The sequence below is a fragment of the Halobacillus litoralis genome, assembly GCF_020524085.2.
Taxonomy (GTDB): Bacteria; Bacillota; Bacilli; order Bacillales; family Halobacillaceae; genus Halobacillus; species Halobacillus litoralis_E.
In genome coordinates this window covers 123,255-143,715 of the sequence record NZ_CP129016.1, presented here as the reverse complement: position 1 = coordinate 143,715, position 20,461 = coordinate 123,255, and the positions used below count along the sequence as shown (strand labels likewise).

At 42.6% G+C, this 20,461-nt stretch carries 23 protein-coding genes and 2 pseudogenes; 16 read left to right on the top strand and 9 right to left on the bottom strand.

What is annotated here, in order from left to right:
• Positions 1–8 precede the first annotated feature (8 nt).
• The 3 genes from LC065_RS00850 to LC065_RS00840 form a co-directional block, all read right to left on the bottom strand.
• A complete protein-coding gene (locus LC065_RS00850; RefSeq protein WP_226587829.1) occupies positions 9–1,007 on the bottom strand; it encodes an acrylyl-CoA reductase family protein in 999 nt (332 codons plus the stop codon).
• A gap of 18 nt (positions 1,008–1,025) precedes the next feature.
• Positions 1,026–1,217: a hypothetical protein gene (locus tag LC065_RS00845; protein ID WP_264187642.1), complete on the bottom strand. Its 192-nt coding sequence runs from the start codon at positions 1,215–1,217 to the stop codon at positions 1,026–1,028.
• Positions 1,218–1,329: 112 nt separating this feature from the next.
• The gene (locus LC065_RS00840; protein ID WP_226587825.1) at positions 1,330–1,971 is read right to left on the bottom strand and encodes a hypothetical protein; all 642 of its coding nucleotides are present in this window, start codon (positions 1,969–1,971) and stop codon (positions 1,330–1,332) included.
• Between the two features lie 233 nt (positions 1,972–2,204).
• Between LC065_RS00840 and LC065_RS00835 the strand changes: the two genes are divergently transcribed.
• The gene (locus LC065_RS00835; protein ID WP_226587823.1) at positions 2,205–2,786 is read left to right on the top strand and encodes a M15 family metallopeptidase; all 582 of its coding nucleotides are present in this window, start codon (positions 2,205–2,207) and stop codon (positions 2,784–2,786) included.
• Between the two features lie 39 nt (positions 2,787–2,825).
• On the opposite strand, the gene LC065_RS00830 is transcribed toward LC065_RS00835, so the two are convergent.
• The 4 genes and pseudogenes from LC065_RS00830 to mreBH all read right to left on the bottom strand — a co-directional run bounded on the left by LC065_RS00830 (position 2,826) and on the right by mreBH (position 5,888).
• Positions 2,826–3,746: a ketopantoate reductase family protein gene (locus tag LC065_RS00830; protein ID WP_226587821.1), complete on the bottom strand. Its 921-nt coding sequence runs from the start codon at positions 3,744–3,746 to the stop codon at positions 2,826–2,828.
• A gap of 22 nt (positions 3,747–3,768) precedes the next feature.
• Positions 3,769–4,140 (bottom strand): DUF1428 family protein, encoded by a 372-nt coding sequence (locus LC065_RS00825; RefSeq protein WP_226587819.1) that lies wholly within the window; start codon positions 4,138–4,140, stop codon positions 3,769–3,771.
• 28 nt (positions 4,141–4,168) lie between these two features.
• Positions 4,169–4,474, bottom strand: a complete 306-nt coding sequence (locus LC065_RS00820) for a hypothetical protein (protein ID WP_306163682.1) — start codon at positions 4,472–4,474, stop codon at positions 4,169–4,171.
• A 405-nt stretch (positions 4,475–4,879) separates the two neighbouring features.
• Positions 4,880–5,888 (bottom strand): annotated as a pseudogene (mreBH, locus tag LC065_RS00815) (rod-share determining protein MreBH).
• Between the two features lie 163 nt (positions 5,889–6,051).
• Here mreBH and LC065_RS00810 point away from each other — a divergent pair.
• The 6 genes from LC065_RS00810 (at position 6,052) to LC065_RS00785 (ending at position 9,630) form a co-directional block, all read left to right on the top strand.
• Positions 6,052–6,795 (top strand): YkgJ family cysteine cluster protein, encoded by a 744-nt coding sequence (locus tag LC065_RS00810; RefSeq protein WP_226587814.1) that lies wholly within the window; start codon positions 6,052–6,054, stop codon positions 6,793–6,795.
• Positions 6,785–7,426 carry an MOSC domain-containing protein gene (locus LC065_RS00805; RefSeq protein ID WP_226587812.1) on the top strand — a complete coding sequence of 214 codons (642 nt, stop codon included), beginning with the start codon at positions 6,785–6,787 and terminating at the stop codon, positions 7,424–7,426. Before LC065_RS00810 ends, LC065_RS00805 begins: the two co-directional genes overlap by 11 nt.
• A 15-nt stretch (positions 7,427–7,441) precedes the next feature.
• Positions 7,442–7,897: a nucleoside deaminase gene (locus LC065_RS00800; protein WP_226587810.1), complete on the top strand. Its 456-nt coding sequence runs from the start codon at positions 7,442–7,444 to the stop codon at positions 7,895–7,897.
• A gap of 11 nt (positions 7,898–7,908) precedes the next feature.
• Positions 7,909–8,280 carry a DnaJ family domain-containing protein gene (locus tag LC065_RS00795; RefSeq protein WP_226587808.1) on the top strand — a complete coding sequence of 124 codons (372 nt, stop codon included), beginning with the start codon at positions 7,909–7,911 and terminating at the stop codon, positions 8,278–8,280.
• Between the two features lie 69 nt (positions 8,281–8,349).
• Positions 8,350–9,015 carry an SOS response-associated peptidase gene (locus LC065_RS00790; protein ID WP_226587807.1) on the top strand — a complete coding sequence of 222 codons (666 nt, stop codon included), beginning with the start codon at positions 8,350–8,352 and terminating at the stop codon, positions 9,013–9,015.
• A 147-nt stretch (positions 9,016–9,162) separates the two neighbouring features.
• Positions 9,163–9,630 carry a hypothetical protein gene (locus LC065_RS00785; protein WP_226587805.1) on the top strand — a complete coding sequence of 156 codons (468 nt, stop codon included), beginning with the start codon at positions 9,163–9,165 and terminating at the stop codon, positions 9,628–9,630.
• A gap of 126 nt (positions 9,631–9,756) precedes the next feature.
• Here the strand turns inward: LC065_RS00785 and LC065_RS00780 are convergent, their stop codons facing one another.
• Positions 9,757–11,148: an alanine/glycine:cation symporter family protein gene (locus LC065_RS00780; protein WP_226587803.1), complete on the bottom strand. Its 1,392-nt coding sequence runs from the start codon at positions 11,146–11,148 to the stop codon at positions 9,757–9,759.
• Between the two features lie 222 nt (positions 11,149–11,370).
• On the opposite strand from LC065_RS00780, the gene LC065_RS00775 reads away from it, so the two are divergent.
• From LC065_RS00775 to LC065_RS00765, 3 genes are read left to right on the top strand one after another with little or no spacing between them, the layout of a single operon-like run.
• The gene (locus LC065_RS00775) at positions 11,371–11,838 is read left to right on the top strand and encodes a low molecular weight protein-tyrosine-phosphatase (RefSeq protein ID WP_226587801.1); all 468 of its coding nucleotides are present in this window, start codon (positions 11,371–11,373) and stop codon (positions 11,836–11,838) included.
• 11 nt (positions 11,839–11,849) lie between these two features.
• Positions 11,850–12,179, top strand: coding sequence for a YtxH domain-containing protein (locus LC065_RS00770; protein WP_226587799.1), 330 nt, complete (start codon positions 11,850–11,852; stop codon positions 12,177–12,179).
• 22 nt (positions 12,180–12,201) lie between these two features.
• A complete protein-coding gene (locus LC065_RS00765) occupies positions 12,202–13,032 on the top strand; it encodes a YihY/virulence factor BrkB family protein (protein WP_226587797.1) in 831 nt (276 codons plus the stop codon).
• Between the two features lie 46 nt (positions 13,033–13,078).
• Here the strand turns inward: LC065_RS00765 and LC065_RS00760 are convergent.
• A pseudogene (locus LC065_RS00760) lies at positions 13,079–14,989 on the bottom strand (heavy metal translocating P-type ATPase).
• Between the two features lie 231 nt (positions 14,990–15,220).
• Here LC065_RS00760 and LC065_RS00755 point away from each other — a divergent pair.
• The 6 genes from LC065_RS00755 to LC065_RS00730 all read left to right on the top strand — a co-directional run bounded on the left by LC065_RS00755 (position 15,221) and on the right by LC065_RS00730 (position 20,375).
• Positions 15,221–16,102 (top strand): transporter substrate-binding domain-containing protein, encoded by an 882-nt coding sequence (locus tag LC065_RS00755; protein ID WP_226587795.1) that lies wholly within the window; start codon positions 15,221–15,223, stop codon positions 16,100–16,102.
• Between the two features lie 10 nt (positions 16,103–16,112).
• Positions 16,113–16,805, top strand: a complete 693-nt coding sequence (locus LC065_RS00750) for an amino acid ABC transporter permease (RefSeq protein ID WP_226587793.1) — start codon at positions 16,113–16,115, stop codon at positions 16,803–16,805.
• A gap of 351 nt (positions 16,806–17,156) precedes the next feature.
• Positions 17,157–17,942: a metal ABC transporter ATP-binding protein gene (locus LC065_RS00745; protein WP_226587791.1), complete on the top strand. Its 786-nt coding sequence runs from the start codon at positions 17,157–17,159 to the stop codon at positions 17,940–17,942.
• Complete coding sequence (locus LC065_RS00740) at positions 17,935–18,789, top strand: metal ABC transporter permease (RefSeq protein WP_226587789.1); 855 nt, start codon at positions 17,935–17,937, stop codon at positions 18,787–18,789. The genes LC065_RS00745 and LC065_RS00740 overlap by 8 nt, the downstream gene beginning before the upstream one ends.
• Entirely contained in the window at positions 18,789–19,199 is a 411-nt protein-coding gene (locus LC065_RS00735; protein ID WP_226587787.1) for a Fur family transcriptional regulator, read from the top strand. The genes LC065_RS00740 and LC065_RS00735 overlap by 1 nt, the downstream gene beginning before the upstream one ends.
• A 138-nt stretch (positions 19,200–19,337) precedes the next feature.
• Entirely contained in the window at positions 19,338–20,375 is a 1,038-nt protein-coding gene (locus LC065_RS00730) for a metal ABC transporter solute-binding protein, Zn/Mn family (RefSeq protein WP_226587785.1), read from the top strand.
• Positions 20,376–20,461: the final 86 nt, after the last annotated feature.

The following is a 20,461-nucleotide window of genomic DNA, read 5'->3' as shown; positions in this document are numbered from 1 at the left end:
AACTACCATCAATTCATAAGTTTGACGATCGATCGACCGCGTGTTTTTCCTTGTAGAATATCTTTGAGTGTTTCGGGGGCTTCTTTGAGAGTGTGAACAGATTTGATTCGGTCGAACACTTCTTTAATTTTTAAATCATTAGCCATTCGATGCCACACTTTTTTCCTTACATTCATTGGGCAATTGACGGAATCAACTCCAATAAGGGATATACCCCGTAAAATGAAAGGGTAAACCTGTGTGGGCACTTTTGTACCCCCTGTCAGCCCACTTACGGCTGCGGCGCCTCCATATTTCAATTGACTAAGTAGAGAGGCGAGCTGTTCACCTCCGACAGGATCGACGGCTCCAGCCCAACGACCGCTTGCTATGGCGCGAAGCTTTCCGTCATAAACCTCTTCACGGGAAATAATTTTAGAAGCGCCCAAGTCTTTTAAGTATTCTTCATGTTCAGGACTCCCTGTGCTTGCTTCAACGCTATAGCCTCTTTTAGCAAGCATAGACACCGCTATGCTCCCGACGCCGCCGGAAGCCCCGGTCACAAGGACAGGGCCATCTTCGGTAGTCAGACCGTTTTCTTCTAAGCGATGAATGGAAAGAGCGGCGGTGAAGCCAGCCGTACCGTAAATCATTGCTTCTTCTGTCGACAATCCTTCGGGAAGAGGGACGACCCATTCGGAAGGGATGCTTGCATATTCACTAAATCCACCATGATGGTTGACGCCAATTTCATAACTGGTAGCGATCACAGAATCGCCCTCTTTAAATTGTTCGTCAGAGGAACGAACCACTTCTCCGGCCAAATCAATCCCCGGTATGATTGGGTAATTTTTGACGAGGGGGTTATCCGGCTGGGTAACCATTCCGTCTTTATAGTTGATGCTGGAATAATGAACTTTAATTAAAACATCACTGGAAGGGAGGTCCGAGAAAGATAGCTCTTGCACTGAACCCTGTAAACCTTCATCAGTTCGGTCGACTTTATACGCCTTGAATTTTGTCAACATTTCACCTCATTTCTGCTTTTAAGGACGAAGATCCTCATCGTAGTCATCTTCCGTAACCGAGTCCTGCTTGGATTTTCTTCCTTTATCCTGTTCACGTTCTTCTTTTTTTACTTCTTCATCAGGAATACCGTCAATCAAGCGTTCTTTTTTTAGTTTTTCTTGGAAGCTTTGGTCGTTTTCAGATACTTTATTTCGTTTTTGATCAGCCAACTCTTTCACCTCCAGAAAATGGGTGTCCCGGTTATGATTCCTTTTTGCATAGGGAGTTAAACGTTGATCCGGCTATAGAGGTATGAAAAAAAGCCGTCCATCCATGGCGGCTTTATTTATCGGTGAATTTATTTTTAATAGATTGCAACAGCGGGGTTTGCATCAAGTAGTCAAACGTCGTGCTGATCACCAGCCCGTGAATGATGACACCTAAGATGGTGAAGATCACGATGATGATATGCCCCGCCATCGTTTCTGGTTCAAATCCAGATCGTCCGAAGAAGGTAAGGGATAGGATGGCACTTACCCACGCATCTCCATAGCTGTCTAATTCATTTTCAATCAAATTTAAGGGAATGATCAAAAGGAAAACAAGAATGAAGGTAGCTCCAGTCACCGTTGAAAGGTGCTGCCTTTTAAGAAAACGTATGAAGGGCATCGTGTAATACTTTGTGATGGACTTCAACCTCAAAAGGTGAAGAATTCTTGCAAATCTCGCAAACTGGAAAATCGCATCAAGGGGGATGGCAGCGATGACAATGAAAGGGTGTTTTTTTATGAACCCCCATTTGCTGTCGGCTTTATATAAACGGTAAAGGAAGTCAAGGAAGAAGATGGACCATGTTGTCCAAACGATTACGCTATTGTAGCCTGTTTGCTGCCAAATAGTGGCGACGGATAGGGCTGCAAGACCGACCATGAATAATTCGTAGAGCGTTTTACTAGATTTTCTGTTTTGTAGTCCCATCGTCATTTCTCTCTCCCTGGTTTTGTCGATTCGACATCATTATATCATTCTCTTAATTGGTGTACATTAACTTTGGCGGATGTACTTAGCCCCAGCTTCTGTGATTTGTGTGCCTGCCCAGCCGCATTTGATGGGCCAATATACTATAGGAAACTATGAAAGGGAAGTTATTTATTTCTCTAATCAGCTTCGTGTGGTATTCTCAAATTAATCAATAAATGAATGGAAGGGAAGCAGAAGTGCGCATTCTAAAGAACCTGATGAACTTTTTCTTTTTCGCTGGCGTGTTTGCTCTGCTGGTTTTCTTGTTGGTCCCACAAGTAGAAAAGGAACTTCCTCAAGGTGTATTTTATAAGAAAGATGTCCCGTTACCCACCAACCTTCATCCGACAGTAGAAAAGCGCAAAGATCAATTGGTCGAAAAGATAAAGAGAGCAGGGATTAACATCATGATTACGGAAGGTCATCGGTCCGTTGAGAAACAGGATAAACTATATGAACAAGGTCGTTCTTCAAGTGGGCAAATCGTCACTCATGCGAGGGGTGGGGAGTCCTATCATAATTATGGTCTTGCTATCGATTTTGCGCTTGAGCACGAAGATGGCCGCATCATTTGGGATACAGAATACGATGGAAATGGAAACGGAAAATCGGATTGGGTGGAAATTGCAGAAGCAGCTAAAGGTCTTGGGTTTGAATGGGGAGGCGACTGGGGGAAATTCAAAGATTATCCTCATTTGCAAATGGATTTCGGATTATCGATCAGGGAATTAAAAAGAGGGAAACGACCGAAAGTAGACGAGTACGCAGATGAAGAATAAATAGAAAAAAGGTGCCCTGAGTTCAGGGCACCTTTTTTGTCATTGTTGATATTCTTCGTAAGGTTTGATCATTGCATGGATGGTTTCTATATAAGGCATACTCAATCCGACTTCGCTGCCCAGCCGTAAAGCTCCGCCATGAAGGTGTTCAACTTCCAAAGGCAGTCCTTTTCGTCGGTCTTGATGCATGGATGATGTCATTTCATGATCGAATCCGCGTAAGCGTTCAAATGCCTGCTGCACTTGTTCATCTGTCAGGTCAATGTGGTGAGCGTTTGCAAGTTCCTTCATTTCGGTGAGAATTCGTTCTGCGATTCGGAACGATTGAGGGTAACTTCGTACAACGCCGATGGGTTGATTAACAGCTGTTGTAATCCCGGAAAATGCGGTAATGAACATGTATTTTTTCCACATGTCCTCTAAAATGTTCGTACTTAACGTACCATTCAAATTCGCCTGGTTACAAGCGAGGGCAAGTTCTTCACAGATGGCCTGCTGAGATGTATGAAGCGGTCCGAATACGAGGTCATGGAATGGGCTTGTATGGACAACATGACCAGCTTCATCAAGGGTTGCAATGATGTAAGAAAGTCCACCGATGACAGCTTCCTCTCCCAATTCTTTTTGGAGAATACTGATGTGTTCCATGCCATTTAAAACGGGATAAACTTTTGCCCCTTTATTTACCAATGCTTTAAGCCACTCCAATGTGCCATGAAGGTGGTAGCCCTTGACGGCAAGAAAAACCAGGTCAGGATTTTCAATCTCCTCTGGACTCCTAGCAATCACCGGATCTGAAACTTCATAATCTCCCATTTCGCTATGTAGCTTTAAACCATTCCTTTCAATCTGTTCAGCTCTTCCTTCGCGGACAAGGTTAATGACCTCGTGTCCAGCCTCCTGCCAGCGTGCTCCAAAATAGGCTCCTAAAGCTCCTGCGCCTAAAACTACGATTTTCATATTTCCAACACCTCCGAAGAAATTATGCTTCTAACTCCTTGCTACGTTCTGTTGTGAAACTTGAAGTAATAATTCTGGTCGACTCTACAACATCTTTAATATGGTCGTCTAAATACTGGATGATATCGTCAAATCCTGCTGTTTTCATGATTTCGTGGTAATGCTCTTCACTTTTAAATATGGATTGACCGAGCATGAGTTCTTCATCTTCCTCAACATCTACCACATTCAAGAGTCCCATGGATCCTTGGCTGCCGGTCAACTTATTTGAAAAATAAATATTATGGTCGAGAGCGCCATGGGATTTTAAGAGATTGCCGGATTTTCTGGTCAATTCTATGAATTCATCCAAATCTTTTTGTTTAACTCGAAAAAGACATATGACTGTAAACAACGCTATCCCCCCTTGGTGAAATAAGTGATCAGGATTTATTATCCAGACTTGTGGACCGTCCAGCATTTATCAAAAGAACGATGGCAGTCACTGTGTGCATGACCCAACCGATAAAAGGAATCGCTCCTATGGCGCTTGTAATCATACCAAGAACACTTCCAAGGTAGGGGCGTTTGTCTTTAGCTGAAACGACTAGAGTAATCAAGTGGAAAACAAACATGAACAAAAGCGGCAGCCAGGCATTGCTGAAAATGAATGCTCCTCCTGCTATAGGAATAGCCATGAATGCTTCACACCCACCTGTCAACCACTTGAGTAACGTAGATAGTTTCATTAGAATCTGCTCCTTAATGTTTGATCTGCTAGTTTAAGTATGAGAGTAGGAAATAGACCTCTATACCCTCTTTTTCCACTCCGTGGGTTGTTTTGAAACATTCTTTCAAAAGTGTATATCAATCTCTGCTTTTATGCGTTATTTCGACACGCTCCCTACTATATCCTCTCTTTCGAAGGAGATTTAAAGATTTAAATTTGTTTATTTTCTTAATGAGGGAAGAGTGAGAAATGATACAACAAAACCTCCGGGCACCCCGGAGGTTTTGTCTTCTTATTGAATAGGTTCCACCACCCCGGGAGACTCTCGAGACATAAGACAATCGCTTCCGTGGAGGAAGATCGCTCCACTGCACCGCTTGTCTTATGCTTGTCGAGTCTCCCGGGGTGGTTCCACACTTCAGTCTTACTTACTTGCTTTTTGCAGTTTCTGAATCATTTTCAGGCTGCGGCCGGTTCCGATGGCTACGGATTCCAGCGGGCTTGGGGCCATGTGAACGGGTACGGATATTTCTTTGGACAGCCAATCCTGCATACCGTTGAGCAATGAACCGCCTCCGGTAAGGATCACACCGTGGTCTACGATGTCACCACTTAGCTCCGGTGGGCAATCTTCAAGGGTTGCACGAATCGTTTCTAGCAGCTGTTCAAGGGACTCTTTCAGGGCTCCTTGAATTTCCGTGGATTTTAGTTCGATGGTCTTTGGAAGACCTGTGACCATGTCACGACCTCTTACTTCCATCGTTACTTCCGGATGATCAATCAGGGCGTAGCCGATTTCCATTTTGATTTGCTCGGCTGTGCGTTCTCCGATTAATACGTTGTACGCTTTTCGGACGTGCTGGATGATCTCCTCATCCATGACGTCTCCACCTGTACGGATGGATTTGCAGGATACAACACCACCGAAGGAGATGATAGCTACTTCACTCGTTCCACCACCGATATCTACGACTACGTTTGCAATGGGTTCATCGACTGGAAGGTCAGCACCGATTGCGGCTGCGATTGGTTCTTCAATCAAGTGCACATTTTTTGCGCCGTAGCTTTTCACTGCATTATGAATGGCACGGCGTTCAACAGAAGTTGAGCCGGAAGGTGTACAAATTACGACGGTTGGTTTACGCATAGAGATGCCGGATTTTTTGGATACTTTTTTTCAAAAGCTCCTTCAACATTTGCGCGGTCATATCGTAATCAGCGATGACACCATCTCTTAACGGGCGGACAGGGATGATGTTTCTCGGTGTCTTACCGACCATTTCTTTAGCTTCTTTTCCTACAGCCACTACATTTTTCGTTTCTGTGTTGTAGGCGACAACAGACGGTTCATTAAGTAAAATTCCTTTTGATTTTGAATAAATCAGTATATTTGCAGTACCAAGATCGATACCGATTTCTGCGTTTGATAACATGTAGACGTACCTCCAAAGGTGAAATATTCTATTTATATGTCTTCTCATATCATAGGATTTTTTTGGGGGTTGAACAACAGGAAATTCGTGGTCGGGGAGAAAGTGGTGTCATATGTCATCCCCCATGTATAATGGGACTAACGATAGACAGAGGAGTTTTACTATGAGTTTTTTGAAACATGAAGAAATTATAAAGCGGTGTGAAAAAATAAACCAATCGTATGAAATCGACCCTTCATTTTTTGACGGGATTGTTGATGAATTATTGGACAGTGAACAAGATACAGAAACTGTGATATTAAGTGGTTTTCAGCGATTGCTAACCGAAGTTGACCACGAAATTGAGCGGATGGAGGAATATACCTCCATGAAGCCGAATTGTTTTATGGGGTGTGCTTTTTGCTGCTATTTCCCGATTGTCATTACGAAAATGGAAGCGAAAATGCTGTTTCGTTCCATTGAGAACTTTTCGGATGATCGAAAAAAAGCGATTTATGACCATTGGGAAAGTTATTACGAAAAACAGCAGGACAAACTGCAAAAAGCCATGGTTATGGATTATGAAGCGCCAGAGACAAAACTGGAATACAAAAGGTTGAATCTGCCTTGTCCGATGTTGGATCCAGAAACTCAATTGTGTATGGCTTATGAAGTGCGGCCGATTCCTTGTCGTACCTATTTGAACTATAGCGATCCGCAGGTTTGTGCTGATCAGCACATGCCAAAGGAACCGTTCAGCTATGAATTTCTCTATCAATTTTATTTCGGAAGTATGAATGAGTTAATACAAGCGCTCTATGAAAATGGAGAAGATGTTTTTGTTGATTATCCGATGGATGCTTGGAGTTATGATTATCTCCCAGCTTGGATCAAGCAATGGAAAGAGGGGACCTTAAGTGAAGTATAAACTCTTATCTTTGAATGTCGGTCGTCCGGAAACCTATGAAACGGATAAAGGGGAATTGAACAGTGCCTACCGGAAAACCCCTGTCAAAGGTCCTGTCCATTTAACTTGTCTGAACTTTGAAGGGGATGAACAAGCCGATAAAAAGAATCATGGCGGCCGGGATAAAGCCGTATGCCTTTATCCCGCCCAGCACTACAGGCACTGGGAAGATCATTACGGTCAAGAATTTTCTTTTCCTTCTTTCGGTGAAAACTTGACGGTAGAAGGGATTGACGAACGTGATATCCGCATCGGCGATATTTTTCAGCTAGGAGAAGCCATCCTGCAAGTGTCTGAGCCCAGAAAGCCGTGCTATATTATAGCGCGAACTCATGGGATTGATGATTTTCCGGCACGTGTCATGGAGAAAGGATTCTCGGGTTTTTATTTAAGAGTGTTACGGGAGGGGAACGTGACTTCTGGGGACTACATGACCTTAATTGAGCCTCATCCTGATGAAGTGACAGTGAATGATGTCAATGAGGTGCGCTACCATGATCGAGATAACGCCACTGAAATTAGACGGATTGTGGCTGTTGAACCATTGGCCGGTGGTTTGAAGCAATCGCTGAACAAACGTCTCCAAAAATGAGAGGAGGAAGAGAGCGTGAATCCTTTTTCAGAACGGGCTTTGCAGTTAGCTTTAGAAAATGTAAACGATGGAGGCCACCCATTCGGAGCTGTTCTTGTTTGTGACGGAGTAATCATTGCCGAAGGAGTAAACGAACTTCATCTCCACCCCGATGTCAGTGCTCATGCTGAAATGGTAGCCATTAAGAAAGCTCAACAAGCACGGGGGTCCATTGATTTAAGTGATTGTACGATGTATGCGAGCGGAGAACCTTGCGCGATGTGTCTCACCGCTATGTACTTCTCGAATTTAAAAAAAGTCATCTACTCCCAATCCGTTGAAGATGCCAGTCGTGTTGGGCTCGCCCTTTCAGAAAAAGTTTATCGAGACCTTGAAAAACCAAAGAACCAAAGGGAAATCACAATGATCCACGAACCTATTGGAAATAGTGAATTAGATGCAATGAAAGCCTATGCGACGAAAAAAGGATAGGAGGCAGAAAGATGGATTATGGACATTTGGTTGAGGAGCAGATTAAACAATCCATGAAAAAAGGGGATTTCGACAACTTACCTGGGAAAGGAAAGCCACTTCCCAAAGACGAATTCGCTCATCTGCCTCCAGAACTTAGAAACAGTTACCGGATTTTGAAAAATGCTAACATGTTGCCTGAAGAAATGATCCTGAAAAAAGAAATGGTAGAAATTGAAGATCTTTTAGCTGAGATTAAAGATCCGATGTTATCCGCTCATTATAAAAAGGAATGGAAAGAGAAAAAGCTTCGCTTTGATATGATGATGGAAAAGAGGAAGATGAACCAATCAGGGGCATTAAAACAATATCAAAGCAAAATTGACCGGCGTTTCGGATTTTAAATGACGCCGGAATTTTTATATTCATCAATGGTTGAGATGGTCATGAGATAACGAAAAGGAGGCGATGATATGTGTGGAAGGTACACGTTGTTAGCTGAAGAAGCGGAAATATTGAAAGAGTACGGAATCGAAAGACCGATCGATGGTTATCAACCACGGTACAACATCGCACCAGGTCAAAAGGTGCTGGCGGTCATTCATGATGGAAAGCGAAAGCGCGCAGGTTATATGAAGTGGGGGCTTGTCCCATCGTGGTCCAAAGATCCTAAAATCGGCTATAAAATGATAAACGCAAGAAGTGAAACTGCTCATGAAAAGCCCAGCTACAAAAGGCTGATGAGCCAGAAGCGCTGCTTAATTGTAGCGGATAGTTTTTATGAGTGGCAAAAGACCGAATCAGGAAAACAACCTGTGCGGATCCAACCTGAAAAACGTTCACTTTTTGCTTTTGCCGGTTTGTGGGACCAATGGGAAGGGGATGAAGCCCCCCTTTACACCTGTACGATTCTCACTCAGGATGCGAATGATTTCATGGCTCCGATTCACAACCGTATGCCTGTCATCCTGCCAAAAGGAAAAGAGGATCAGTGGATTGAACCAGTGAAATGGTCGCCTTCGGATGCCAATGGTTTTGTTGAACAACTGACAATGGACGATCTTCGTGCCTATGAAGTTAGCGACTACGTCAACTCAGCTAAAAACGAAGGCCCTGACTGCATCGCTCCGCTAGCATAACGATTATTTCTAAAGGATGAATCAGGGTGTGTAATAAAATAATCATGGAAATGCAAGGTGTAGAGTTTGGATGGATTTATTTACCTCTTTTTCCGCAAAGTCCAGTAAAGTACCATAATAGTGTTTTGCGGAGAAGGAGGATTATATTTGTTAAAAAGAAAGTTTGTAACCGGTTCTATCACAAGTTCTATATACGCCGTTGTTCTAGGGTTTATCATGTCGTTCGATAGTGGGCAGAGTGGTTTAGTAGTTTACCTACATACTGTGACTTTACTTATACCCGTAGGTTTGTTGTATAGTCTTCCATTGATTCTTTCGTACGGAGTGGCCGCATCCTTTGTGAGTGAATGGGCAGGAGGACATATAGCGAAAATCATTGGACAGCCCAAAGCAAAATTGTTGTTTTCAGGTTTATTGCATATGTTTTTTGGACTTATTTTTATGTGGGTCAGCTTGGGGGCGGCTTTTATTTTCTTTGCCGTTGATCTGTTCTTAAAAAGGAGAAAAAAACATTTCACTTGGGGAATTGTGTATCGTAGCTTCCTTTTACCGATAGGAATAGGGTTATCGTTTCTGATCATTCTGTGGGTGGTGGGTGGATTAGTTAAGTTGTAATTCCGATGCCTTCATTAATCCTACTTAATATAAGGAGCTTCCCAGTAGTTGAGTTTACACTAAAAAAAGAGCTTACCGCAACGTAGTGTGGTAAGCTCTTTTTGAATGAGAGATTAGTATTCAAGGTTAACCGGCTTGCCGTTGTTCGCGTTCTTGTTGTTTTTCTTTTTTGGCGACTTTCAGGAACTTGTTCGTTTCGGCAGCTACGACACCGGATAGGAGTAATAGTCCGATCAAGTTCGGGAAGGCCATTAAGCCATTCATCACGTCAGCGAAAACCCACACTGTGCTAAGTTGAGACACGGCACCTACAAGGACAAACGCTACGAATACAATTTTGTAAACACCAATGAATCGCTGTTTCGTCAAATAGCCGAAGCACTTTTCTCCATAGTAGGACCAACCGACAATGGTAGAGAAGGCAAAGAAGACTAAGCCTATGGTAACAATATATGCTCCTACATCACCAAGGAAAATTTGGAAGGAGGTAGAAGTCAAGTCGGCGCCATCCAGGCCGCCTTGATATTGACCAGCCATGACAATCGTTAGACCTGTCATTGTACAAACAATAATGGTATCAATGAATACTTGAGTCATCGAAACGAGTGCTTGACGCCCGGCATAGTCCGTACGCGCGGCAGCTGCAGCAATCGGCGCAGAACCGAGACCTGCTTCATTGGAGAACACACCACGTGCGACACCATAACGAATGACTGTTCCGAGTAGACCGCCACCAAGAGCGCTCGCTGTAAATGCATCGTTAAAGATGGTTCCGAATGCTGGGATGACCATATTGTAATTGAGAATAAGTATGATTAATGCACCAATGACATAGAAGATAGCCATGATTGGAACAAAGAAAGCCGTGACTTTCCCGATACTTTTAATTCCTCCGAGCAATACTAAACCAGCTAAGAGGGTCAACAGAATACCCGTCACCCATGGAGAAACATTAAACGTGCCTTCCATTACATCGGAAACGGAGTTGGACTGTACCATGTTTCCGATTCCGAATGCAGCGACAGCACCGAAGATCGCGAACAAGAAACCAAGAGGGCGTCCTAGCCACTTTGTTTTCAAACCGCGGGACAAATAATACATCGGTCCGCCGGACATTTCACCGTTTTTCCCTTCAATTCTGTATTTAACGGCTAGTACAGCTTCAGCATATTTCGTCGCCATACCAAAAACAGCTGTCACCCACATCCAGAAAACGGCGCCTGGTCCCCCTAGGACAACGGCCGTTGCTACACCAGCAATGTTTCCTGTTCCGATGGTTGCCGCAAGAGCTGTTGTGAGAGCCTGGTAATGCGAAATATCCCCCTTTTCATTCTTTTTCTTCTCTTTGCTTGGTTTGAAAGCAAGTTTTAGAGCGTACGGGAGCGTTTTAAATTGAAGAAACCCGAGACGAAGTGTTAAGTAAACCCCTGTTCCGACTAATAAAATTAAGAGAAACGGTCCCCAGACGATTCCACTTAATTCACTTAAAAAACTGTGTAGTGCACTACCTTCACCCATCATCTTCCCCCTATCCATATATTTAGTATTTGTCCATATATTAAATATTCCGAAAATTAGAAACAAATGTCAAGGTTATTTCCGTACAAAAATTAAAAAAGAACGGTTGATTTCGACATAAAAAGGGAAGATATTTGGGTGAACTGTTTTAGTTTGGCAGGATTTTCGACGCTTTCATAGAAAATAAACAGATGAGAAATACTACATTGGAGGAACATAGTTATGATTCGTGTATTATTTGTCTGCCTTGGTAACATATGTCGTTCACCTATGGCAGAAGCTATTTTTAAAGATCTTGTGAATAAAGAAGGATTGGATGAGAAAATAACCGTCGATTCTGCAGGGATCGGCCATTGGCATATCGGAGCTGAACCTCACGAAGGGACACGGGAAATCCTTGATGAGAAAAGCATCTCTTATGAGGGCATGAGTGCAAGGCAAGTGAAGGAATCTGACTGGGATGACTTTGATTACTTGATTGCGATGGATGATAAAAACATCCAGGACTTGAAAGGAATTCGAGAGAAAAATGGTGTAGTGGTCGCTAAACTGCTGGACTTTGTTCCTCATTCGAAGGAAAGTGAAGTGCCTGACCCGTATTTCACAGGTAATTTTGAATATGTGTATGACCTCGTCCATGATGGATGTTATAAACTTTTAGAAAAAATAAAAAATGATCATAATCTTTGAGGAGGATGTTTATGGGACAGAGTAAACTTTGGAAAGGTGTACTTGTCGGAGCTTTGGTGGGGGGAATCGCTGCTCTATTGGACAGAGATACGCGACAGTATGTAGGAGAGAAATCGCGCGCTACAGGTTCGAAGTGTCAAAGTTTTGTGAAGCAGCCTTCAGAGGCGATCCACAGAATTCGAGTGAATTATGAGGCTTTTTCTGCCCAGGTGAATAAAGGAGTGGAAGATCTTCTGGAATTATTAGACAAGGCGGAGAGTATGCTGAATAAAGTAGGGGAAATCAATCAAGAAGTGAAAGAGCAGCTTAAAGCTGTCGACGATTCAAAAGAAGCTTCTTGATCACAAGAGGTGAGGGAATATTGTGAAGACCATCAAGAATTTTGGCAAAGAGCTGTTTACTCGCTTCGGTGAAGATGATGTCGGAGGGATGGCAGCTCAACTGTCGTATTTTTTTCTACTATCTTTGTTTCCTTTTATGATATTCCTGCTTACACTGCTCGGATATTTACATATTGACGAAGAACGAGTACTTGCTTTCGTCAGTACCTATGCGCCACCTGAAACATTCGATTTGATTACCGAAAACGTTTCGTCCTTATTAAGCAGCGAAAATGGCAGTTTACTATCCATTGGTTTACTAGGGACCCTTTGGGCCGCGTCTAATGGTGTCAACGCCATTATGCGCGCATTCAATCGTGCTCATAACGTAAGGGAGAACCGGTCGTTTTTCGTATCGCGCATCATAGCGATAGTCCTGACAGTGGCCATGGTTTTCGTCATCGGGATTGCTTTTCTGCTGCCTGTTCTCGGTCATACGATCGGCATCCAACTGTTTTCCGTCTTCGGACTATCTGAAAACTTTTTGACGTTATGGAATGGGATGAGGTGGGTCATTTCATCCATCATCTTTTACATCGTCTTGTCTTTTTTGTATGTCATGGCACCAAATAAACGGTTAAAATACCGTGATACCGTTCCAGGTGCAGTGTTTGCGACATTCTGCTGGCAGTTAGTTTCCCTGTTGTTTTCTTTTTATGTGAGTAGTCTAGGGAATTTCTCTGCGACATATGGGAGTTTAGGTACAGTGATTGTGCTTATGATTTGGTTATACCTTTCAGGAGTCGTCATTATTCTGGGAGGGGAGATCAATGCCATGAGCCATCATCGTAGGACGAAAGAGACATGGGGATAGCACATATATGAAAAGGCGGAACCTTCCAAGGTTCCGCCTTTCTTCATTATTTTAATAGTCGGAGTCCATTTAATATCACGAGAATCGTACTTCCTTCATGACCGATGACACCTAAAGGAAGGTCAAGGACCTGTAAGAAATTGCTTACAATTAAGAGCATGATCACGGTTATGGAGAAAATAATGTTCTGTTTAATGATTTTGTTCATTTTTCTAGAAACATCAATAGCTTCACCAATTTTCGGGAGGTCATTTTTCATTAAGACCACATCGGCCGTTTCCAGCGCGACATCTGTACCTTCTCCCATCGCGACACCGACATCAGCTTCAGCAAGAGCGGGGGCATCATTGATGCCGTCACCGACCATAGCGACATGAGAGAAATGTTCTTTTAAAGTTTTGATTTACTGGAGTTTTTGGTCAGGCATACACTCCGCAATATAGTTATCCATTCCCACTTCTTCAGCAATGGCTTTTGCTGTTCGATCATTGTCACCTGTCAACATCATGGTGTAAATTTCATGCGCCCTTAAGGTTGAAATCGCTTCTTTCGCTTCTTTTCGAACCGTATCTTTCAAGGCGAAGAGGGCGACGATTTGCTCACTCTTTGCTACGAAAATCACAGTCTTTCCTTCCGAGGCCAGTACTTCCGCGTAGTTATGTTTGTACGCTGTTGCTGCTTCTTTCCCAACGAAATCGGCTTTTCCGACTTTCCACTCTTCGTTCTCATATTGCCCACTTACACCCATACCGCTATGATCTTTGACGCTTTCAACTGTAGAAAAAGCACAGTCATTTTCCTTTGCATACTTTACTATCGCTTGAGCGAGAGGGTGGTTGGATTCGTTTTCAATGGAAGAAACGATCGAAAGAATGGAATGTTCCATGCCCAATTCTAACGGAAGAAAGTCAGTGACTTCCGGCTCTCCTTTTGTAAGCGTCCCCGTTTTATCAAAAGCGATTGCTTTTAGATGAGAGAGGTGTTCAAGGTGTACGCCCCCCTTGAACAAAATCCCATGGCGGGCCCCTTTGGATATGGCTGACAATGTTGCAGGCATGATGGAAGCGACAAGGGCACATGGAGATGCGACGACAAGGAGAATCATGGCCCGGTAAATCGTTTCCATCCATGACCACCCGAATAGAAAGTGTGGGAGAAATAACATAAGGCCTACGACGGCCAATACAATTTTTACATACGTACTTTCGAACCTCTCAATAAACAATTGTGAGGGGGATTTTTCACTTTGAGCATTTTGTACCATGGTAATGATTTTTTGAAAAAGGGTTTCATTCGACGCTTTGGTGACAGAGACGACAAGACTGCCGTCAACGTTCATTGTTCCTGCGAAAACTTCTCCTGTTTCACTCTTGCTAACCGGGAGAGATTCACCGGTAATGGCACTTTCATTTAAGGTGGAACTCCCTTTTACAATCCTTCCATCTGCAGGGACACGCTCCCCGGGTTTGATTAATATTTGATCGCCGATCTGAAGCGTCTTTACAGGTACCCATTCATACCCGGAATTTGTAATAAGAAAGGCCTCTTCCGGCTGCAAACTCATCAACGAAGAGATCTCTTTATGGCTTTTGTTCATCGTATATGTTTCCAGAGCTCCGCTTAGAGCAAAGATGAAGATGAGGATGGCTCCTTCTGTCCAGTATCCAATGGAAGCAGAGCCGATAGCGGCTAGAATCATGAGCAATTCTACATTGAGTGACTTTTCTTTTACAGTTTCTTCTAACCCTTCTTTGGCTTTAGCAAAACCACCAATGAGGAAGGCCGTCAAATATAAACTGATATAGAGAGAAGGTGCCCAATGGTGCTCGCCATACCACGCTAGTAAGATAAGCATTCCACTGCTTATGGCTGCGATTAATTCAGCATGTTCCTTAAGGGTAGAAACCGATGGTAATTTCCACCACTTCATGGAAGATAAGGTTCTTGAATGATTCATGCAATTTTCAACTCCTTTTGTTAATTGAGAATGAAAGTCAATTAATACAGAGAAAAAAGGTGTTTATTTAAAATTATTTTAATTTAATATATATTATTATGATATCACGAAAAGGTGAGAATACAAGTGGAAATAATGGAATATGTAAAAAAGAAACCAGGCAGTTGATATTACAGGTGTCAAGTTGCTATATTAGACAGGTGCAAAAAAATATGGAAGGTGGAAAAACGAATGCGCAAAGGTCTTTTATTCATACTTATGCTTATGCTTGCCGGATTCCTCGCTGCTTGTGGTTCAAGTGATGAAGGAGAAAGCAGTTCAGATAGCAATGGAAGCGAAGGAGCTTCCGATAGCAAATGGAGCGAAATTCAAGAAAAAGGGGAGATTGTTGTTGGTACTTCCGGTACTCTTTTCCCCGCTTCTTATTATCCAGAAGACTCTGATGAAATGACTGGTTATGATGTAGAAATCATGAGAGAGGTGGCGGATCGCCTCGGTCTTGAATTGAAATTTGAAGAATATGGAGTCGACGGACTTCTTTCTGCCATCAACAGTGGCCGTATTGATGCAGTGATCAACGACATGGAAGTAACGAAAGCTCGGCAGGAACAGTTTACGTTTAGTGAACCATATAAATATTCTTATTCCACAATGATTGTCCGTGAGTCTGACTTATCTGGAATTGAGAAATTGGAAGATCTCGAAGGGAAAAAACATGGTGGTGGAGCGACTACGGTGTTCTCCCAAATTGCTGAACACTTTGGTGCAGAGACGAAAACATACGGTAATGTAACAAATGATGTTTATTTACGCGATGTTGAAAGTGGGAGAACAGATTTCATTATCAATGATTATTACTTGCAGTCCCTTGCATTAAAAGCACTGCCTAATATTGAAGTTCAGTTACATCCGGACTTGAAGTTCCATCCGACGAACTCAGCCATTGTTATGCCCAATGACGCATCTCAAATGAAAGAGGAAATCGATGCTGTGCTACAAGAAATGCGGGAAGATGGAACCCTTACGAAGCTTTCTGAAGAGTTCTTCGGTGGCAAGGATGCTTCGAAAAAGCCAGATGCAGATATCCGTGAAATCGAAGGTCTAGACCTGTAAGGAGATCCTTATGTTAGGTATCGAAATAAACGAGATTCAATTCGAAAAGCTTTTCAACGCAGAGCGTGCCTGGGAGAATCTTCCTTTTATTCTTGAAGGTGTGCCCCTGACCTTGCTGGTCGCTTTGAGTGGTATGCTGCTCGGGCTCGTTCTTGGGTTCTTTTTAGCACTTGCGAGAGGATCGGATTTTGTCTGGCTCAGATGGCCGGCCCGATTTTATATTTCTTTTATGCGAGGTACCCCAATCCTCGTGTATTTATTCGTTTTGTATTTCGGACTTCCTGTTGTAGGAATAAAAATGCCGGCAACCGTAGCGGCGATCATCGGATTCGGAACAAACAGTGCAGCGTATATTGCAGAAATCAATCGAGCTTCTCTGAACAGTGTTCCGAATGGTCAATGGGAATCATCCCGCGCGCTCGGTTTTACGTATTGGCAGACAATAAGAAGAATCATCATGCCTCAGGCAACGAGAATTGCCATCCCGCCGCTTGGGAATGTCTTTCTTGATTTGCTGAAAGCCACATCACTTGCTGCCATGATCTCTGTACCTGAGATCTTGAACAAAGCACAAATCGCAGCAGGGCGAACAGTCGATTCGATGACGATGTATATTACAGCAGCCCTTGTGTATTGGCCGCTTACCATGATTTTTTCGGCTCTTCAAGATTATTTGGAGAAGCGCCACAACCGATATCTATAAATGATGAAGCCAGAGCTTTTCATTCAGCTCTGGCTTTTTTTTGTCTTTACGTATCATTTCAAATATGGCAACTGCTCAACGTGAACAGCAACGAACTCTAGTAAGTCATACCCGGGACCATTCTGATTATTAGATGTAAAAGAGGAATCTTGTACCTGGTACGGAAATGAAAAATGGTCTTGATTCGGAACGGATCCTCCTTTATGATGGACCTTGTGCATTTAAATCGTAACGATTATTGATTAGCATGTGTTTCAAAAAGGGATTGCTATAATTCAGACCTTTTTACTTTAACGTACGTATCCATTATAATTTAATTCGTAATGATTATTATTTCGAGAGGGATTGACCATGGAAAATCGAACAATTGTAAAGTTAAAAAATGTTTCTTTTAAATATGATAGAGAATGGGTGGTCAAAGACGTGAACTTGGACATTCAATCCGGCCAGTTCCTCGGTCTTGTCGGCCCGAATGGTTCAGGGAAGTCCACATTGATTAAATTGATGCTGGGTCTTGTTAAGCCGGACCATGGTTCCATTCGTTTATTCGGTCAAACCTTAAAGCACTATCAGGATTGGCAGGAAATTGGATTCGTTTCACAGAAAGCGAATAGTTTTAATTCTGGTTTCCCTGCGACTGTAATCGAAGTTGTGAAGACCGGGCTGGTCTCCCGTATCGGAGCATTTAAGTTTTTCAATAAAAAACATAAAGAGAAAGCTTTAGAAGCTTTGAGAGTCGTAGAGATGGAGGAATATGCCTATTCCAATATCGGAGAATTATCCGGAGGACAGCAGCAGCGTGTGTTTATCGCAAGGGCTTTAGTGAGTGATCCTTCCTTATTAATTCTTGATGAGCCGACGGTCGGGGTAGATGCGAAGCACGTAACCGAGTTCTATGATTTGCTTGGTAAACTGAATAAAGAGCAGGGAATTACCCTCTTGATGGTCACTCACGATATCGGGACGATTACCGATCATGCGTCACACGTCATTTGTATGAATAAAACGGTTCATTTCCACGGAGCTTCAGAGGAATATAAGGAGTTCAGTGAAGAGGACCTTAATCAGCTCTATGGTCATTCTGTTCAGCAGCTGACCCATAATCACACGCATCATGAGGTGAACCACAATGATTAATAGCTTTCTTCAATATGAATTTTTACAAAACGCCGCTATAACAGGAATCTTAATCGGAATTGTTGCTCCATTATTGGGAGTGTTCATTGTGGTCAGACGCTTGTCGTTAATTGCGGATGCCTTATCCCACATCACGCTAACAGGGATTGCCGCAAGTCTTTTGCTTGAAAAAAGAGTGACCTCTGTCAATGACTGGAATCCGATTTATATGGGAATGGCCTTTTCCGTGTTCGGAGCGATTTTAATTGAACGGCTTCGAAAAGTGTATAAACACTATGAAGAACTTGCTATACCGATTATTCTTTCTGGCGGAATCGGTGTCGGTGTGATTCTCATTTCTCTGGCAGACGGTTTTAATACGGATTTATTCAGTTATTTATTCGGAAGTGTAACCGCCGTCAGCCGTGATAGCATGTGGACAGTGCTTGTGATTACCTCTATTGTTATTCTCATTGTTATTTTGTTCTATAAGGAACTTTTCGTCCTTTCCTTTGACGAGGAGCATGCGTCTGTGTCAGGTGTAAATGGAAGATGGATTCATTTGTTGTTTATCGTCATGGTCGCACTGGTCATCGCATCCTCTATGCAGGTAGTGGGGATTTTACTTGTATCGGCTTTAATGACTTTACCAGTGGCATCGGCGATCCGAATTGCCAAAAGCTTCAAGCAGACAATTGGTCTATCCATCGCTTTTGGTGAAACCTCTGTACTGATAGGCCTTGTTTCATCCTATCATCTCAGTGTACCTCCAGGAGGGACGATCGTAGTCACAGCTATTTTGATTTTAATTATGTCGATTCTTTACAAACGAGTTCGATCTCAACAATGGATAAAGGGTGAAGCATAATGAACATAGAGACAGCTTTGAAGAGGTTGAAGGAAAAAGGGTATAAAAGGACAAAGCAGCGTGAGCGCATCTTAGAAATCTTTGTGAAACAAGACCAATATATTGCTGCAAAAGAAATCTTAAAAGAAATTCAAAATGATTTCCCTGGTGTAAGTTATGATACGATTTATCGAAATCTTTATATGCTGACAGATGTTGATATTTTAGAAGCTACAGAGCTTGGGGGAGAAAAGCATTTTCGTTTAGGTTGTGATACGCATGGACATCATCATCATTTCATTTGTACCACGTGCGGAAAAACAAAATCGATTGAATTCTGCCCGATGGATAGTATTAATGAGAACTTGAACGGATATGATGTGGAAAACCACAAGTTCGAAATATATGGTAAATGTCCGCAATGCCATTGACCTGTGCACGAGTATGAAAAGACACCTGCGTGTAGAACGCGGGTATCTTTTTTTGTGTGTTACAAAAAGTAATGGTTACTGTTTACAAAGTGTAACGGTTACGATATAATCTTTTTGGGAAGATGAGGAGGTCTACGAATGAAAAAACTAGCAATCTTACTATCTTTTATACTTATCATTCTTGTGGTTACTGCTTGTGGAAATGAAGAGACGACAACCGAGCAGAATAACGAAACAGAAAGTGAAGATAACGGAGCACTACGTGTTTATACAACGGTTTATCCTATACAGTTTTTCACTGAACAAATTGGTGGAGAGACGGTAAACGTACAATCTATTCTGCCTCCGGGTTCAGACGCACACACTTATGAGCCAACAACCAAGGAAATGGTGAAAATGGCAGGAGCAGATCTTTTTGTTTATAATGGCGCTGGTTTAGAAGGCTATGCAAAGAAAATTTCTGAATCTATTGAGCCAGAGGGTGTTGAAATCCTGGAAGCTGCAGCAGATATTGACCTGAAAGAACATGTTCATAATCATGGAGAAGATGAGCAGGCGCATGAAGAAGATGAGCATGCTAAAGAAGAAGATACGCATGAAGAAGATGAACATGCCAATGCAGAAGATAGTCATGAAGGGCACGATCATGGTGAAATGGACCCTCACGTTTGGTTAGATCCCGTACGAGCAGCACAAATGGCAGAAGGTATCAAAAGTCAGTTGATCAAAATGAATCCAGAGCAGGAAGAGCTTTATGAAGAAAATTATAAAGAACTACAAGCGAAATTGATGGATTTAGATGAGGAGTTTCATGAGGGTGTAGAATCTCAGGCTAAAAGCAAAGTGATTGTTTCCCATGCCGCTTATGGTTACTGGGAAGAGGCTTATGGAATTGAACAGATTGCAGTATCCGGACTAAGCCCGACAAATGAGCCCTCTCAGAAAGACCTTGAAAATATCGTTCAAGTCGCCGAGTCAAATCATCTTGAGTATGTTGTCTTCGAACAGAATATTACTCCGAAAGTTTCAGAAGTGATCCAAAATGAAATTGGAGCCGAAGCGCTTCGTTTCCACAACCTGTCTGTTCTAACAGAAGATAATGTGGAGAACGATGAAGACTACTTTACGTTGATGGAACAAAACCTTGATGTATTGACTCAAGCCTTATCTGAATAAACAAAAGCTGCGGACAAAACGTCCGCAGCTTTTTTCATTCACCATTATAAAATATAGAAGCATCTGTTTCACGACACTTGATCAAG

Excerpts from the sequence above, each read along its gene's own strand:
- LC065_RS00830 (WP_226587821.1), bottom strand. The coding sequence starts at position 3,746 with ATGAAAATCGTAGTTTTAGGCGCAGGAGCTTTAGGAGCCTATTTTGGA.
- LC065_RS00750 (WP_226587793.1), top strand. The coding sequence starts at position 16,113 with ATGTTAGGTATCGAAATAAACGAGATTCAATTCGAAAAGCTTTTCAAC.
- LC065_RS00740 (WP_226587789.1), top strand. The coding sequence starts at position 17,935 with ATGATTAATAGCTTTCTTCAATATGAATTTTTACAAAACGCCGCTATA.
- LC065_RS00745 (WP_226587791.1), top strand. The coding sequence starts at position 17,157 with ATGGAAAATCGAACAATTGTAAAGTTAAAAAATGTTTCTTTTAAATAT.
- LC065_RS00730 (WP_226587785.1), top strand. The coding sequence starts at position 19,338 with ATGAAAAAACTAGCAATCTTACTATCTTTTATACTTATCATTCTTGTG.
- LC065_RS00735 (WP_226587787.1), top strand. The coding sequence starts at position 18,789 with ATGAACATAGAGACAGCTTTGAAGAGGTTGAAGGAAAAAGGGTATAAA.
- LC065_RS00795 (WP_226587808.1), top strand. The coding sequence starts at position 7,909 with ATGGATTATGGACATTTGGTTGAGGAGCAGATTAAACAATCCATGAAA.
- LC065_RS00755 (WP_226587795.1), top strand. The coding sequence starts at position 15,221 with ATGCGCAAAGGTCTTTTATTCATACTTATGCTTATGCTTGCCGGATTC.
- LC065_RS00820 (WP_306163682.1), bottom strand. The coding sequence starts at position 4,474 with ATGAAACTATCTACGTTACTCAAGTGGTTGACAGGTGGGTGTGAAGCA.
- LC065_RS00840 (WP_226587825.1), bottom strand. The coding sequence starts at position 1,971 with ATGACGATGGGACTACAAAACAGAAAATCTAGTAAAACGCTCTACGAA.
- LC065_RS00850 (WP_226587829.1), bottom strand. The coding sequence starts at position 1,007 with ATGTTGACAAAATTCAAGGCGTATAAAGTCGACCGAACTGATGAAGGT.
- LC065_RS00790 (WP_226587807.1), top strand. The coding sequence starts at position 8,350 with ATGTGTGGAAGGTACACGTTGTTAGCTGAAGAAGCGGAAATATTGAAA.
- LC065_RS00780 (WP_226587803.1), bottom strand. The coding sequence starts at position 11,148 with ATGGGTGAAGGTAGTGCACTACACAGTTTTTTAAGTGAATTAAGTGGA.
- LC065_RS00775 (WP_226587801.1), top strand. The coding sequence starts at position 11,371 with ATGATTCGTGTATTATTTGTCTGCCTTGGTAACATATGTCGTTCACCT.
- LC065_RS00810 (WP_226587814.1), top strand. The coding sequence starts at position 6,052 with ATGAGTTTTTTGAAACATGAAGAAATTATAAAGCGGTGTGAAAAAATA.
- LC065_RS00770 (WP_226587799.1), top strand. The coding sequence starts at position 11,850 with ATGGGACAGAGTAAACTTTGGAAAGGTGTACTTGTCGGAGCTTTGGTG.